Origin of the sequence: Brenneria sp. L3-3C-1 (assembly GCF_016456245.1) — a bacterium.
GTDB lineage: Bacteria > Pseudomonadota > Gammaproteobacteria > Enterobacterales > Enterobacteriaceae > Brenneria.
On record NZ_JAEMHF010000002.1, the window covers coordinates 335,823 to 352,476 of the forward strand.

The following is a 16,654-nucleotide window of genomic DNA, read 5'->3' on the forward strand; positions in this document are numbered from 1 at the left end:
TCTCGGATTACGATCGTTTCGAATTATCTTCACGCAATGATTAAAGCAAAGGGTGTGCCATAAATGATTTATCTTACGGATATCAAGGAACCGAACGTGGTTCAGGTCTGTTGATGGCGAGAAAAGACTCTCCGGAGAAAAAAAATCAAATAAAGCGGCGCACGCATCGCACCACTTAGGTGCAATACGCGTAATTTTAGTGCATGGCGGCTAAAAACAGAATGAATATGCTTAGTGATGGTGCGAAGCAACGAACAGCCCGCGGCCTGTGGTTGTACTTATAGGTGCATCCCGATCACGACACCGGAGCAGACTCATGGGTAACCGCCGCCGCCAGTTCCTCTCCCGCCAGTTGCAACTGATACATCTGGTAATAACGTCCCTGCTGGCGCAACAACTGCTCGTGCGTGCCTTGTTCGACGGTTTGTCCATGATGGAGCACCATAATCGTGTCGGCCTCGACAATCGTCGATAAGCGATGAGCGATAACAATCAGCGTGGTTTGCGCCCGTATGATGTTTAACGCCTTTTGCACCGCCTGTTCCGTTCCGGAATCAATGTTCGCGGTTGCTTCATCCAGGATCAGGATCTTGGGGGTTTGCACCAGCACCCTGGCGATCGCCAACAGCTGTTTCTGCCCGGTGGACAAATTGTTCCCCTGCTCCCCAACGTGAGTATGGAGCCCGTCAGGAAACGAACGCACCAGATCGGATAGCTGCACAATATCGAGCACTCGCCATACGTCGTCTTCACTGATATCACGGCCCAACGTAACATTGGTATACATAGACTCAGCCAGCACCACGGGATCCTGCTGCACCATCGCGATGCTCTGGCGTAACGCCTGATGCGATAAGGTCGGCAACGGACGCCCATCCAGAAGAATTTCACCTTTATCCGGCGAGTAATATCCCATCAACAGGCTGGCCAGCGTACTTTTGCCGCTGCCGGTATGCCCGACCAGCGCAACAAACCCCCGGGCCGGTATAGTCAGTGAGATATGTTGCAGGACGTTTTTGTCCGTACCGTAAGAAAAGGAAACATCATTAATCTCGACGCGCCCCTGGGTAAGCGGCCGCGCGTCGCCGCCATAGCCTTGCTTCGCCCCGTCCATCAGTTCGAAGATCCGTTCACCGGCGACCACCGCCTGTTGCAACATCGACTGCTGGGTGGTCAACTCAATTAATGGCTCGTTTAGGCGCCCGAGATAATTAATAAACGCATACAGCACGCCAACCCCGACCGTGCCTACGGAACTAAAGCCAAATTGCATCAACAGCCCGCACAGCACCAGCGCCGAAAACAGGCTGAGCAACGGACGCAACAGAAACCCATCCAACCGCAGCGTCTGCATACGCGCCCGATAATGCTCGCGGCTGGCGTTGCCCAGCTTTTCACCAAAGCGCGCCTGCTGGCGAAATTGCTGAATAACGCCCATGCCGTTGATAACTTCATTGAAGCCGTCGTTAATGTCCGCCAGATAACTACGCACCCGGCGCACGATGGGCGTACTGTAACGCTGATAGATCATCATGACGGTCAACACCGCCGGGAAAATCGTCAGCGCGACCAGCGCCATCCGCCAATCCAGGCTAAACATCGCCACCAGCATGGCGCCAATCAGCGCTGCGCTGCGCAATGCCGTTGACACCACCATGACATACAGATCTTTCACCACCTCCGTGTCGTTGGTTACACGCGATATCAGCTGCCCGACCGGTTGAGTATCGAAAGTGCTGAGCGGCTGACGCAGTGCCGCGTCCATGACGTCAGTGCGCAGCTGTTGCACAACCCCGACGGCCACCCGGTTAAATAACAGTGTCTGGAAATAGTGCAGCACGGCGGCCAGAATCTGCAACAGGAGATAGGCGGCGGCCAATCCAGCGGCCAACGCATACGGAAACTCGCCTTTCGCCACAAGATGGTCAATAAAGTAACTCACCAGAACCGGGCCGGAAACCTCAGCGGCGGCGGCCACCCACAACATCACTATCCCCACCGCCAACGGCTTACGCCACGGCGAGCCGTAGGCCAGCAACCGTTTTAATGTCGGCCAAAGCTGTCGAGGACTATTCATTGTTTTCCCCTTCCGCCAGCGGCACATCATCCAGTGCGGCTTCTAATTGCTGATAGCGGTACATATCGCGATACCAGCCGGCCTGGGCGACAAGCTGACGATGACTGCCTCGTTGAATGGTCTGCCCGTGCTGGAGCACCAGGATCTCATTCGCCTCCGTTAAAGCAGAGAGTCGGTGCGCGCTGATAATCAATGTCCGCTGCTCGCCCCACTGTTTAAGATTTTGCAGGATCTGATGTTCCGTCCGCCCGTCAACCGCGGACAAGGCGTCATCCAGGATCAGAATTTCCGCTTCCAGCAATAACGCCCGGGCAATCGCGATGCGCTGTTTCTGACCGCCGGACAACATGACGCCGCGCTCCCCCACTTCGGTGTCATACCCTTGCGGAAGCCGCAGAATGTCATCATGCACGCTGGCCAGGCGGGCGGCTTGTTCGATATGTTGCCGGGTGGCGTCAGGGCGTCCCAACGCAATATTGTTCGCCACCGAATCAGAAAACAGGAACGGTGTTTGCCCCACGACGGCAAAACGGTGACGCAATTCATCCAGCCGAATGCTCGACAAGGGAACGTTATGATAGCGAATATCGCCTGACTCAATATTAAAGTGGCGAAGAATAAGCGCCAGCAAGGTACTTTTGCCTGAGCCGGTAGGGCCGCACAGCCCGAGCACCTTTCCCGGCTTCAGCGTAAAGCTGACATCTTTCAGCACCCCTCGGGGGCTATCAGGATAATGAAACGCATGAATATTAACCTCAAGCGCGCCACGCTCAGCCGGCAGGGATTGCGTGCCGTCCGTGACGACCAGATCTTCCGACAGTAGCTGGCGAATACGGCTATAGGCCGCGCTGCCGCGTTCAACGATATTGAACATCCACGCCAGCGCCAACATCGGCCAGATCATCAAACCGAGATACATAACAAAACTGGTCAATAGCCCCAGCGTCAATGAGCCATTGATCACCATCCAACTGCCGCCGCCGATAGCCAGCAGATGCGACAGCCCGATAGCAATGTAAATAGTGGGATCGAAACGCGCATCTACCCGTGCGACATACATGTTCTTGGCCCCCGCATCCGCGGCGACCTGAGCAAAACGCGCCGACTGATAGTCTTCCAGACCAAACGATTTAATCATGCGAATGCTGGTCAGACTTTCCTGCGCCTGATCGTTAAGCGAGGAAAATGCCGCCTGAGCCGATTTAAAACGGTGATGCAACTGTGTGCCGTAGTGTTTGATAATCAGCGCCATGATCGGCATCGGCAACAGCGCCAGCAATGTCAGTTGCCAGCTTATCTGGGTGCACATGACAACCAGAACCGCGCACCCCATCACCATCGAATCGACCAGCGTCAGCACCCCCTCGCCGGCGGCAAAGACCACGCGGTCAACATCATTGGTGGCGCGAGCCATCAAGTCGCCGGTGCGGTGGCGGAAATAGAAAGCAGGATGCTGGCGACTGAGTTGACGGTAAAAATCTTCACGTAACTCAACCGCCAATTGATAGGATGCGCCGAACAGCAAAACGCGCCAGACACAACGCAGCAGATAGACCATCGCCGCGGTCAGCAGCATAACGCCGATCCACTTCATGATCTCGGCCGCGGGCATATTGTGTTGCGTGACGCCATCAACCACCACGCCGACCAGCCTGGGGGGCAGCAATTGCAGAATGGCGATCATAATCAACAAGGCCACCGCGCCTAAATAGCGCCGCCATTCTCGACGGAAATACCAGCTTAGTTGAGCAAACAGTCTCACGCAGTTTTGATTCCAATATTCAGAGGAGTTGGTATGAACCCGGAAAAATGATTATACAGAAACCGATGGCTGATGAATTACAGCGATAATGGCAGTGCCGTAGTGTATTTGATGCGCTCCATGGCAAAACTGGATGTCACATCCACCAGCCCGGGAATGCCGTTCACCAAGCGCTTATAAAAATCATCATAGCTTTTCATATCAGCGACCTGCACCTGCATAAGATAATCATACTCTCCGGCCATCCGATAGAAAGACAATACTTCAGGCATTTCCGACACCACGCGGGTGAACGTTTGATACCACTCGCTATTGTGTTGCTGAGTCTTGAGCAATACGAACGCCGTTAGCCCCAACCCCAATCGTTCGTTATCCAGTAATGCGACGCGCGCCCGGATATAGCCCTCTTCTTCCAGCTTCTTCAGCCTTTTCCAGCAGGGCGTCGAGGTCAGATTCACCGACTCAGCCAGCGTTTGCAGCGAAAGCGTACAGTCCTGTTGCAATAAGCCCAATAAAGCACGGTCTATTTTATCTAACATAACGCCATTCCGTAGAAAACTTTCCTCTAAACTGCCCCATTTGAAGATAAAAAGGCAACCTTTTTTTCCTGAAAACTCGGTAATCTACTCATCATCAATGCTGAACGGACCGACATCATGACCAACACCTGGGTAAAAAACGCTATCCATGCCATAGAAGCTGATTTCCAACGTTCAGCTGATACGCACCTGATCCGACTAACCTTACCGGATTACCCCGGTATTTATTTCTATTTAAAAGACGAAAGCACGCATCCCAGCGGCAGCCTAAAACACCGGCTGGCCCGCTCTTTATTCCTGTATGGCCTGTGTAACGGCTGGATAAAACAAGGAACGCCGATCATCGAAGCCTCATCCGGCAGCACGGCCGTCTCCGAAGCGTATTTCGCCCGCCTGCTGGGGCTGCCGTTTATCGCCGTTATGCCCGCCTGCACCGCCAAACGGAAAATCGAGCAAATCGCTTTTTATGGCGGACAATGCCATTTCGTCGAACAGGCCGGACAAATCTATGCGGCCTCGGAGCAATTAGCCCGACAACTGAACGGCCATTATATGGATCAGTTTACCTACGCCGAGCGGGCGACCGACTGGCGAGGCAATAATAATATCGCCGACAGCATCTATCGCCAGATGTCACGCGAACCCTACGCAGTCCCCGACTATATTGTCATGAGCGCCGGTACTGGCGGCACCTCAGCGACACTGGGACGCTACATCCGCTATCAGGGGCTGAATACGCAACTGGTGGTGGTCGATCCTGAAAACTCCGTTTTCTACGACTGCTATCAACAGCGCGATCGCGCCCTTATCGGCAAATGCGGCAGTCGAATCGAAGGCATTGGCCGCCCACGGGCGGAGCCGTCATTTATTCCCGAGGTTATCGACAGCATGATACGCGTTCCTGACGCGGCCAGCATTGCCACGCTCTACTGGCTGGAAGGCATTCTGGGCCGCAAGGTTGGCGCGTCCACCGGCACCAATGTCTGGGGAATGCTGCATTTGGCCCGGCAAATGATGGCGCAGGGTAAACAGGGCGCGATTGTTACCCTGCTATGCGATAGCGGAGAACGCTATCTGGACACCTACTACAACAGCGCCTGGGTTGAAAAAAATATCGGCGACCTTACGCCCTATCTCAATATGCTGAACGCCAAAGCAGAATCCAACTCCGCGGCGGCGCTGGACATGGCCTGACGCCTGTGCAAGAGAAAGCGCCGCATCGCTGAACGGCGACGCTTTTTCAGGTAACATAGCGGTTTTCCCCCTCAGGGCCGCCCGTTCGCCTTGAGGCTCAATGCGTCAAGGTGAATGAAAAATGAAGCGCGCTGTTGTCGTTTTTAGCGGTGGACAAGACTCCACAACCTGCCTGATTCAGGCTCTGAAACACTATGATGACGTCCACTGTATAACGTTCGATTACGGCCAACGTCACCGGGCGGAAATCGAGATAGCCAGAGAACTCGCGCAGCAACTCGGCGCTACGGCACACAAGGTGCTGGACGTCGGACTACTGAATGAACTGGCCGCCAGCAGCCTGACGCGCGAAAACATCCCCGTCCCTGACTATGACGCCGATACGCAGGGGCTTCCCAGCACGTTTGTCCCGGGCCGAAACATCCTTTTTCTGACGCTGGCCTCCATCTATGCCTATCAGGTCGGCGCGCAAGCCGTAATCACCGGCGTGTGTGAAACCGACTTCTCCGGCTACCCCGACTGCCGCGATGAATTCGTCAAGGCATTGAATCAGGCGGTCACCTTGGGTATTGCCCGCGATATCCGTTTCGTCACGCCGCTGATGTGGCTCAATAAAGCGGAAACCTGGGCGCTGGCGGACTATTACCAACAGTTGGACACCGTCCGTCACCACACGTTGACCTGCTATAACGGCATTAAAGGCGATGGCTGCGGCCATTGCGCCGCCTGCCATTTACGCGCCAAAGGACTGGAACAGTATCGGCGCGATCCCGTTGGCGTGATGACGGCGCTGAAACAAAAAACTTCCGGGAGTAGTTTTTGACATCGCCACGGCAGCCCGCAAGGGTGGCGGCCAAGAATGGCACGCCACAAAAAAACGGCCTAAAATAGCGCGCGTAACAAATGTCAGGCAGGCCCAAATACCAGCCGAGCTTGCCTGCGCTTGATGATTTCCCTGATGCGCGATAACACTTTAAACAAACCGCCGCAGGCCAAAGACAAGGAAGCCACCGCATCTCAAGCCCGACGAATGGCGTTCAAGTACGCCAATAACTCGCCCTCCAGCGGCAACGTTTTTTGCCCGACAAGATCGATGCAAACAAATGTCAGCGTTGCGTCCGCAACAATAGTGTTATCGGACAGGCGGGTAACAGACTGACTCATCACGCCGCTTCTGGCGCCAAGCTCCAGCAATGCGCTGTCAATACGCAATTCATCCCCCAATACCGCGGGTTTGCGATAGTTGATATTGATATTCACCACGACAAAAGCAACATGCTTGCTTTTCATCCAGCCGAAAACCGCTGACTTTTCCAGCCACTGCCAACGCGCCTCTTCTAAAAACTCCAGATAACGGGCGTTATTCACATGTTGGTAAACATCAATGTGGTAACCACGAACGGTGATGAAAGTCTGCATAAAACCCTGCTCCTGCGGCAAAAGATCCGGATAACCCGTATCACTGTTATCCAGCCTAGCAGAGCGGTTCGCAACCGGCGGCCACTTCGCCACGCGGTTGCGAAAATCATCACAATTTTAAGCGTGACAGATTGCGCTCAACCAAGGCGGCGCCAATCCCGGGGACTTCCTGCAATTGTTCTAGCTGCGTGAAAGGACCGTTCTGTTCGCGATAATTGACGATTGCCTCCGCTTTTTTAAGGCCGACGCCGTTCATCACCGCGGCCAGATCTTCCGCCGTTCCCATATTAATGCTTACCTCGTCCTCATCAGTGGCGGGCAATAACGTTTTTTCCGATTGTTGAACGCTGGGCGCAGACTTCGCTGCGTTTCCGGTACTTTCGGTGCTCGGCGCGGCCTGAACGATTAAAGGTAACCCAGACAGACTCATGCCGACGATCAAGCAAAGCGCTTTTACTCCTGACTTTTTCATGCTGTTTCCTCCGTGTGTTTGACAGCATGGCTACCTTGCCGCAGGCGTGATTTCATCGCAAATGGCATTCTCTGAATATGGAAAAGGCCGCGAAAGCGGCCTTTTCCTGTTGCAACGATTTGCAAATTTATGCGGAGCTTATTGCTGTTCCTGCGCCGCCGCACCCATTTTAATTTTGGCTTCGCTGCGCAAACTGGTCAGCAAGGCATCAAATAGCGACCCCACCGAACTTTGCTGTATTTGATTGGCAAACTGCTCTTTCTGTTGGTCGGTCAGTTGATGCGGCGTAACGCTGTCCAGCGCCACCAATACCACATTGCCGGCCTGATCCTGAGAAATACCATAAGAAGGTCGATCGTTGACCGGCAGCGGCAGAGCAAAAATAGACTCCGCCATTGCATCCCCCTGGGAGATGGAAGAGAGGGTTTTTGGCTCGCTAAAGCTCAGATTGGCGGCTTTAAGCGCGTCATCCTTACCTTGTTTCAGCTCAGCCAGCATTTTTTCAGCTTCAACCCGCGCCTGCTGTTCCGCCTTCTGACGCTTAACCGTCTGTATGACCTGTTCGCGCACCTGATCCAACGGACGCGTGCTTTCCGCTTTATGCTCAGTAATCCGGATCACAAAAGCGCGATCGCCATCGACATTAATCACATCGGAGTTACTGCCCGGCCCACCATTCTCGCCCGCCAGTCCGCCATCGAAAATCGCCTGGGTGACCGGTTGGAAATTCAATGCCGCAGGCACTTGCTCGCGGGTAAACCAGTCGGTTTGCGTGGCTTTCACGCCCGCGGCTTCTTCGGCGGAGGCCAAAGACTCGTTGTCGTTGCTGGCGGCTTCGCTGACTTTTTGCTGCAATGCATAATACTCATCGAGCGCCTTTTCATGCTTCACTTTGGCGGCGATGTCGTCACGGACTTCACTCAACGGTTTGACCTGCCGAGGTTGGATATCATCAAGACGGACGATCAAATACCCAACGGAGGATTTTATCGCCGCAGAAACCTGCCCCTTTTCCGTCAGATTGGCTTGCTTGAGCTCATCAATGGTGGAGTTTTCATCCATCCATCCCAAATCTCCGCCATTGCGGCGCGAGATCACATCGGTAGACTTTTCTTTCGCCAGCGCGGCGAAATCGGCGCCTTGCTCAAGGCTATCCAGCACAGACTGCGCATCGGCTTCGGTTTTCACCTGAATAACGCTGAATTTCCTGCGCTCAGGCTGGGCGTAGTCACTTTGATTTTTTTCATAAAAATCGGCGATTGCGGCATTATCGACCGTGATTTTATCCATGATGCTCGCCGCATCCAGCGTGATATAGCTCACCTTAAAGGCTTCCGGCGCCAGGAAACGCGCCTGGTTCTGATCGTAATAGCTCTGGACTTCATCATCGGAAACGTTTTGCGTCTTGGCGTTGGCCTCAACGTCGATGGTCGCCAGACGAATAACCCGATCCTGAGCAGCCTGCTTAACCAGATTGTCGATTTCCTGCGGCAGAATGAACGCCGTATTGCCAAATCCGCGAATAAGTTGCTGTGAGGTCAACTGCTTACGCAACAGCTCGGCGTACATATCGGGCGTCATGCCCAGACGACGAACCTGAGCCAGGTATTTTTCATTATCAAAGCGGTTATTGGTTTGAAACGCAGGGACAGCGAAGATCGCCTGTTTGATTTGATCATCGCTGATATTCAACCCTAACTTATCAGCGTACTGATCCAGCAGCACTTCATCAATCAACTGTGCAAGGGACTGCCTGCGCAGTTGCTGCATATAACCGTCATTACTCGCCAAAATAGAAAAATTCTCACCCAGCGCTTCCTGCTGGCGGCTACGTTCGTTTTGTACCGCCTGTTCAAGCTGAGCCCGGGTAATCTCCTGCCCATTAACCTTCGCCGCATAGTCTCCGGAACCACCGATAAGATAATCGCCAACGCCGGTTAAAACGAATGACGCAATAATCAAGGCAAGAATAATTTTGAGCACGACGTTATTAGCGGCCGCGCGTAAATTGTCCATCATGTGTGACAACACTCCGCTGTAGTATGGATAACACGCCCTGCGCCGGCCTGAACCGTGCGTCCTTGTATTACTATGGACTGCAAACAAGGCCTGGGGCGTTTAAGCTCTGTCTGACAATAGTAACCTGAATTGCCAGTAAAAAAACATCAGGCATGTTTTTCAACATCTTTAGCGACAGCCCGCAGGGTGACAGGTATCTCCGCCCGTCATAAAAAATCGCAAAGCGATTTTCAACGTCGCTTGCGGCGGCCCGTCATAAAAAAAGGCACATCATAAAATGATGCGCCTCATATCTTACCTTACCAATATCTTTGCGTCAGATAATGTTTGGCAACACAGCGTGTTATCCGCCAAACCTGTGACGTAATAATCAGTTAACGGCGTCTTTCAATGTTTTACCCGCACGGAAGCCGGGAACTTTTGCTGCCGGGATACTGATCTCTTTACCCGTTTGCGGATTGCGGCCGGTACGAGCAGCGCGTTCACGCACTGAGAAAGTACCGAAACCAACCAAAGCAACATCATCCCCATCTTTCAGAGACTCGGTAACGGAACCAATAATTGCATCTAACACACGCCCTGCCGCCGCTTTGGAAATGTCAGCATCTGCGGCAATTTTGTCGATCAATTGTGACTTGTTCACTCTCTCATCCCCTCTGGAATTCAACTGTCGCGCTGAAATTTCCTAAAACACGACACGTAACTTTATATCAATCCTGTCAGACCTTAGCAAGTTACAGCTAAAACCAACAGTGCTCTAACTTAGCGGTACAAAAAAAGGCTGGCAAGCACGATTTAACTTACCAGCCCTGATTTTATCAAGGGTTTTTGCGATAGGTCACTATTTTGCCTTGGCGGTGGAGTTGGAGCTAACCACCTGCATGCCATAAGGCGCATTCAGCAACGCCAGCGCTAATACTTCCTCGATGCGTTTCACCGGATGGATATCCAGATCGGCAATGACATTTTGCGGGATGTCTTCAAGATCGCGCTTGTTATCATCCGGTATCAATACCGTTTTGATGCCGCCACGGTGAGCGGCCAGCAGTTTCTCTTTCAGGCCGCCGATCGGCAGCACCAGACCACGCAAGGTAATTTCACCCGTCATCGCCACATCTGCCCGCACCGGATTCCCCGTCAAACACGACACCAGCGCGGTGCACATCGCAATCCCCGCGCTCGGCCCGTCTTTTGGCGTCGCGCCTTCAGGAACGTGAACATGGATATCGCGCTTCTCATAGAAATCCGCATTGATGCCCAGTTTTTCCGCTCTGGCGCGCACCACGGTAAGCGCGGCCTGAATCGACTCCTGCATGACCTCGCCCAATGACCCGGTATAAGTCAGCTTGCCTTTACCGGGAACACAGGCGGTTTCAATGGTCAGCAAATCGCCGCCGACCTCCGTCCACGCCAGACCGGTTACCTGACCAACGCGGTTTTCTTCGTCCGCCCGGCCATAGTCGAAACGCTGTACGCCAAGGAAATCCTTAAGATTATCGCCCGTTATCTGGATATGTTTAACTGTTTTATCCATCAGCAGCATTTTTACCGCTTTCCGGCACAGCTTGGAGATTTCACGCTCCAGATTACGCACGCCGGCTTCACGGGTGTAGTAGCGGATAATGCCGACAATCGCGCTATCTTCCACGGACAGCTCGTTTTTCTTCAGCGCATTGCGCTCTATCTGCTTCGGCAAAAGATGCTGTTTGGCGATGTTTAATTTCTCGTCTTCGGTATAACCGGAAAGACGGATCACTTCCATACGGTCAAGCAGCGGCGCCGGAATGTTCATTGAGTTGGACGTGGCGACAAACATCACGTCCGACAGATCGTAATCCACTTCCAGATAGTGATCGTTAAACGCCACGTTCTGTTCCGGATCGAGGACTTCCAGCAAGGCGGACGCGGGATCGCCGCGCATGTCGGAAGACATTTTGTCGATCTCGTCCAACAGGAACAGCGGGTTTTTCACCCCGACTTTCGCCATCTTCTGAATCAGTTTGCCCGGCATGGAACCGATGTAGGTGCGCCGGTGGCCGCGGATTTCCGCTTCATCGCGCACGCCGCCCAGCGCCATACGCACATACTGACGCCCGGTCGCCTTGGCGATGGACTGCCCCAGCGAGGTTTTACCTACCCCCGGCGGCCCGACCAGACACAGAATCGGCCCTCTGATTTTGCTGACGCGGCTCTGCACCGCCAGGTATTCCAGAATGCGTTCTTTTACCCGCTCAAGACCATAATGGTCGGTATCCAGCATTTCCTGCGCCTTGAGCAAGTCTTTCTTCACTTTGCTGCGGGCATTCCAGGGAACCTGCACCATCCAGTCGATGTAGCTGCGCACCACGGTCGCCTCGGCGGACATCGGCGACATCATCTTCAGCTTTTGCAATTCCGCTTCGGTTTTTTCCCGCGCTTCCTTCGGCATTTTCGCCGCGTCGATCTTGCGCTTCAGCGCTTCATGTTCATCCGGCGCATCGTCCATTTCGCCAAGTTCTTTCTGAATCGCCTTCATTTGCTCATTCAGATAGTACTCGCGCTGGCTCTTCTCCATCTGTTTTTTAACCCGACTGCGGATCCGCTTCTCAACCTGCAACAGGTCAATCTCGGATTCCATCATCGCCATCAGGTACTCTAAACGCTCGGTGATGTCGGACATTTCGAGCACCGACTGCTTATCCGCCAGTTTCAACGGCATATGCGCCGCGATGGTATCGGCCAGACGCGCGGCATCGTCAATGCTGTTCAGCGAGGTCAGAACTTCCGGCGGGATCTTTTTATTCAGCTTGATATATCCCTCAAACTGATTGATCGCCGTGCGCATTAATACTTCCTGCTCGCGCTCATCAATCGCCGGGGAGTCCAGATATTCGGCCTGCGCGGCGAAATGCTCGCCGCTGTCGGAAAGTGTCGTGATCCGCGCGCGCTGCAACCCTTCAACCAGCACTTTCACCGTGCCGTCCGGCAGTTTCAGCATTTGAAGAATTGAGGCTACCGTCCCTACCGAGAAAAGATCGTTAATACTTGGCTCATCCGTTGAGGCCTCTTTCTGCGCCACCAACATGATCTTTTTATCATGATCCATTGCAGCTTCAAGGCACCGAATTGACTTCTCACGACCAACAAACAACGGAATCACCATGTGCGGATAAACCACCACATCGCGCAGCGGCAATACGGGGATTTCTATGCGTTCGGAACGCTCAGGGTTCATAGAGCTCTCTCTTAGTTTCGTTTCCGCCAGGTTAAGGGAATCTCGTGAAACGCGATCTTCACGGGTTTCACCAAATAGGTATTCGAGTATATGGGGATAAATATCTCACATTCAACGACCAGAACGCGTGTAAAAGCGAATGGGGGATAAAATCCCCCATTTTTGTCTTGCAGAACGGTGTAATCGGCTAATTATTCGCCGGATGCCTGCTGCGCTTCGTGTTTGCCATAAATCAGCAAAGGCTCGGACTGGCCGGCGATGACGGACTCGTCAATCACCACTTTATCGACGCTTTCCAGCGACGGAAGATCGTACATGGTCTCCAGCAATGCGGCCTCAACGATGGAGCGCAGACCGCGAGCGCCCGTTTTACGCGCCATCGCTTTCTTGGCGATAGCCGTCAGAGCGTCATCACGGAACTCCAGTTCAACGCCTTCCAGGTTAAACAACGCCTGATACTGTTTCGTCAGGGCGTTTTTCGGTTCGCGCAGGATCTGGATCAGCGCGTCTTCGCTCAACTCTTTCAGCGTGGCGACCACCGGCAGACGACCGATAAATTCAGGGATCAAACCAAACTTGATTAAATCGCCGGGTTCGACCTGACCCAACAGTTCGCCTTCCGTCGCCTTTTCAGCCGTGCCTTTTACCGTCGCGCCGAAACCGATACCGCGCCCGGTGTCGGTACGCTGCTCGATAACCTTATCCAGCCCGGCAAAAGCGCCGCCGCAGATGAAGAGGATCTTGGAGGTATCGACCTGCAAAAACTCTTGCTGCGGATGCTTGCGCCCGCCCTGCGGCGGAACGGCGGCGATAGTGCCTTCAATCAGCTTCAGCAACGCCTGCTGAACCCCTTCGCCGGACACGTCGCGGGTAATCGACGGGTTATCGGACTTACGTGAAATCTTGTCGATTTCATCGATATAGACGATACCACGCTGCGCTTTCTGCACGTCATAGTCGCATTTCTGCAACAATTTCTGGATGATGTTTTCAACGTCTTCACCGACATAGCCCGCTTCGGTCAAGGTTGTCGCATCCGCCATGGTGAACGGTACATCAAGGAAACGCGCCAGCGTTTCGGCCAGCAAGGTTTTACCGCTACCGGTCGGACCAATCAGCAAAATATTGCTTTTGCCCAGTTCGATGCCGTTACTGCTGTCGCCGTTGCGTAACCGCTTGTAGTGGTTGTACACCGCAACAGCCAGCACTTTCTTAGCCTGTTCCTGACCGATAACATAATCATCAAGATGGTGACGAATTTCGTGTGGCGTCGGCAGTGCGCTGCGTTCACGATGCGGCGCCACTTCTTTAATTTCTTCGCGAATAATGTCGTTACACAAGTCAACACATTCATCGCAGATATACACTGACGGCCCGGCAATCAGCTTGCGTACTTCATGCTGGCTTTTGCCGCAAAAAGAACAGTACAGCAACTTTCCTGAACCGTCTTTGCGCTTATCTGTCATGAGTAAAACCTCTTCTTAGTCTTTTGCCCGCAGGCCAATCACAGCGATATCGCTACAGCGAACGCCGATATTCATAGCCGATACGCGCCAAAAACATCGCAAACAGACCATCGGTCGAACACTGATTAAACTATCAACATAGCAGATTATCACTCACGGTGAGTAAATACAGAATCCACCAAGCCGTAGTCTACTGCCTCATTGGCAGAGAGGAAACGGTCACGTTCCGTGTCTCTTTCTATCACGTCAAGAGACTGGCCCGTATGTTTAGCCATCAATTCATTCATTCTGGCTTTTACTTTCAATATTTCTTTGGCATGGATTTCAATATCCGTCGCCTGCCCCTGGAATCCGCCCAGCGGCTGATGAATCATTACCCGTGAGTTGGGCAGGCAGATACGTTTGCCTTTCGCGCCCGCCGCCAGCAGGAACGATCCCATGGAACATGCCTGCCCCATACAAATCGTACTGACATCCGGCTTGATAAACTGCATGGTATCGTAAATGGACATGCCGGCAGTAATGACGCCCCCGGGAGAGTTGATGTACAGGAAAATGTCCTTTTCCGGGTTTTCAGCTTCCAGAAACAACATCTGCGCCACAATCAGGTTCGCCATATAGTCTTCGACCTGACCGGTCAGGAAGATTATCCGTTCTTTCAGCAGACGGGAATAGATATCGTAAGAACGCTCCCCACGAGAGGTTTGCTCAACCACCATCGGCACCAGGGCCATGTGGGGTGCTTGTGTTTCTTGTTCGCCACTGTATGACATTCACGTCTCCTAGATAAAATACGTCCTGCACCATTATCGCCCGATTCTACTTGAGATAAACGATGATGACCATGCTCATGCATTCGGCGCGCGTATCCGTGGGACAACACGGTTAGCGGACGTCCCTAATGATACCGGACTTTTCTCTTCACTTATGTGGGGCATTCATAGCGTTTTTCAAGCTTACACTATCCATTGTTTTATATTAAAGCGTAATCAGCCTCGCCCCCCGGCTGGTTAGCTTTCCCCTCTGTTACATAATAGTGCAATTTAAGGTTCGCCGTTTAACAACAAACAGAGGATACGGCTATCATTCAAATAGAAAAAACCCGCGCCATAAGGCTACGGGCTTTTATTGACAGGGAAACATCTCCCCTGACGCAGCAGCGGAATGATGCTTATGCGGTAGCAGGCGCAGTCTGATTCATCAGTTCATTAAAGCTGACGGATTTCTCAACCACTTTTGCTTTGGCAAGCAGTGTTTCAACCGCTTGTTCTTCCAATGCAACGTTACGCATGTTGTTCATCAGTTCTTTGTTTTTGCTGTAGAACTCGATAACTTCCTGCGGATCTTCATAGGCGGAAGCCATCTCTTCGATCAGTGCGTTGACGCGCGCGTCGTCGGCTTTCAGTTCATTGCTGCTGATGACTTCGCCCAGCAACAGGCCGACAATAACGCGACGCTTGGCTTGTTCTTCGAACAGTTCGCGCGGCAGTTCCAGCGCCTGTTTTTCATTGCCGCCAAAACGTTGCGCGGCCTGACGGCGCAGAACGTCAATTTCACCGTCGATCAGCGCGGCAGGCACATCGATTTCATTCGCCTTGACCAGACCGTCGAGAACCTGGGTTTTCACACGGTTACGCACCGCGCCTTTCAACTCACGTTCCATATTCTTGCGAACTTCGGCGCGCAGACCTTCCTGAGAGCCATCTTCCACGCCGAAACGCTTAATGAATTCTTCAGTCAGTTCAGGCAACTCGCGCTCTTCCACTTTCTTCAGAACGATAGCGAATTTAGCCGCCTTACCTTTCAGGTTTTCAGCGTGGTAGTCTTCAGGGAAATTCACATCAATGGTGAACTCTTCGCCGGCTTTGTGACCCACAACGCCATCTTCAAAACCGGGGATCATACGGTTCTGGCCCATAGCCAGTACGAAATCGGAGGCTTTGCCGCCTTCAAACTCTTCGCCATCGATAGAACCGCTGAAGTCGAGAGTAACGCGATCTTCAGCCGCCGCCGCGCGATCGGTTTCTTTCCAGGTCGCCTGTTGCTTACGCAGCGTTTCCAGCATGGTATCCACGTCGGCGTCAGTGACTTCAACCACCGGTTTTTCAACTTCGATGGCTTCCAGATCTTTCAATTCGACTTCCGGATAAACTTCGAACTCCACAGAGTATGTGAAGTCGCCGCCCACCTGATACTCACCCGGAACATAGTTCGGCGCACCAACTGGGTTAATCTTTTCTTTGATGATGGCGTCAACGAAATTACGCTGCATCAAATCGCCCAGCACGTCCTGACGCACGGATGCACCATAACGCTGAGCGACAACGTTCATCGGCACTTTGCCTTTGCGAAAGCCGTCAATACGTACTTTTTTGGCCACGTTGACCAGTTCGCTCTTAACTGCACTCTCAATGCTGTCAGCAGCAACGGTAATCGTTACACGGCGCCCAAGGCCTTGAGTGGTTTCAACAGAAACTTGCATCTTGTTACCT

At 53.0% G+C, this 16,654-nt stretch carries 13 protein-coding genes; 2 read left to right on the forward strand and 11 right to left on the reverse strand.

Annotated features, from left to right (window positions below; translation table 11 throughout):
- Positions 1-295 precede the first annotated feature (295 nt).
- From JG725_RS07995 to JG725_RS08005, 3 genes are all read right to left on the reverse strand, one after another.
- On the reverse strand, positions 296-2,077 hold the full coding sequence (locus tag JG725_RS07995) for a SmdB family multidrug efflux ABC transporter permease/ATP-binding protein (protein ID WP_172289712.1): 1,782 nt from the start codon (positions 2,075-2,077) through the stop codon (positions 296-298).
- Positions 2,070-3,839 (reverse strand): SmdA family multidrug ABC transporter permease/ATP-binding protein, encoded by a 1,770-nt coding sequence (locus JG725_RS08000; protein WP_199377513.1) that lies wholly within the window; start codon positions 3,837-3,839, stop codon positions 2,070-2,072. Before JG725_RS08000 ends, JG725_RS07995 begins: the two co-directional genes overlap by 8 nt.
- A gap of 77 nt (positions 3,840-3,916) precedes the next feature.
- Positions 3,917-4,378 carry an Lrp/AsnC family transcriptional regulator gene (locus JG725_RS08005; protein ID WP_172289710.1) on the reverse strand — a complete coding sequence of 154 codons (462 nt, stop codon included), beginning with the start codon at positions 4,376-4,378 and terminating at the stop codon, positions 3,917-3,919.
- 117 nt (positions 4,379-4,495) lie between these two features.
- Here JG725_RS08005 and JG725_RS08010 point away from each other — a divergent pair, with 117 nt between their 5' ends.
- Positions 4,496-5,572: a PLP-dependent cysteine synthase family protein gene (locus JG725_RS08010; RefSeq protein WP_172289709.1), complete on the forward strand. Its 1,077-nt coding sequence runs from the start codon at positions 4,496-4,498 to the stop codon at positions 5,570-5,572.
- 121 nt (positions 5,573-5,693) lie between these two features.
- Positions 5,694-6,395, forward strand: a complete 702-nt coding sequence (gene queC, locus JG725_RS08015; RefSeq protein ID WP_172289708.1) for a 7-cyano-7-deazaguanine synthase QueC — start codon at positions 5,694-5,696, stop codon at positions 6,393-6,395.
- Between the two features lie 194 nt (positions 6,396-6,589).
- Here queC and JG725_RS08020 read toward each other — a convergent pair whose 3' ends face one another.
- The 8 genes from JG725_RS08020 to tig all read right to left on the reverse strand — a co-directional run bounded on the left by JG725_RS08020 (position 6,590) and on the right by tig (position 16,644).
- Positions 6,590-6,991 carry a thioesterase family protein gene (locus tag JG725_RS08020; protein ID WP_172289707.1) on the reverse strand — a complete coding sequence of 134 codons (402 nt, stop codon included), beginning with the start codon at positions 6,989-6,991 and terminating at the stop codon, positions 6,590-6,592.
- A gap of 109 nt (positions 6,992-7,100) precedes the next feature.
- A complete protein-coding gene (locus JG725_RS08025; protein ID WP_199377515.1) occupies positions 7,101-7,463 on the reverse strand; it encodes a helix-hairpin-helix domain-containing protein in 363 nt (120 codons plus the stop codon).
- 138 nt (positions 7,464-7,601) lie between these two features.
- Complete coding sequence (gene ppiD / locus JG725_RS08030) at positions 7,602-9,482, reverse strand: peptidylprolyl isomerase (protein ID WP_172289705.1); 1,881 nt, start codon at positions 9,480-9,482, stop codon at positions 7,602-7,604.
- Between the two features lie 370 nt (positions 9,483-9,852).
- Positions 9,853-10,125 (reverse strand): nucleoid-associated protein HU-beta, encoded by a 273-nt coding sequence (hupB, locus tag JG725_RS08035; RefSeq protein WP_113864766.1) that lies wholly within the window; start codon positions 10,123-10,125, stop codon positions 9,853-9,855.
- Positions 10,126-10,323: 198 nt separating this feature from the next.
- Positions 10,324-12,696, reverse strand: coding sequence for an endopeptidase La (lon, locus tag JG725_RS08040; RefSeq protein WP_172289704.1), 2,373 nt, complete (start codon positions 12,694-12,696; stop codon positions 10,324-10,326).
- Positions 12,697-12,887: 191 nt separating this feature from the next.
- Positions 12,888-14,162: an ATP-dependent protease ATP-binding subunit ClpX gene (clpX, locus tag JG725_RS08045; protein WP_172289703.1), complete on the reverse strand. Its 1,275-nt coding sequence runs from the start codon at positions 14,160-14,162 to the stop codon at positions 12,888-12,890.
- A gap of 149 nt (positions 14,163-14,311) precedes the next feature.
- Positions 14,312-14,935, reverse strand: coding sequence for an ATP-dependent Clp endopeptidase proteolytic subunit ClpP (gene clpP / locus JG725_RS08050; RefSeq protein WP_172289702.1), 624 nt, complete (start codon positions 14,933-14,935; stop codon positions 14,312-14,314).
- 398 nt (positions 14,936-15,333) lie between these two features.
- Positions 15,334-16,644 (reverse strand): trigger factor, encoded by a 1,311-nt coding sequence (gene tig, locus JG725_RS08055; RefSeq protein ID WP_172289701.1) that lies wholly within the window; start codon positions 16,642-16,644, stop codon positions 15,334-15,336.
- Between the last annotated feature and the right edge of the window lie 10 nt (positions 16,645-16,654).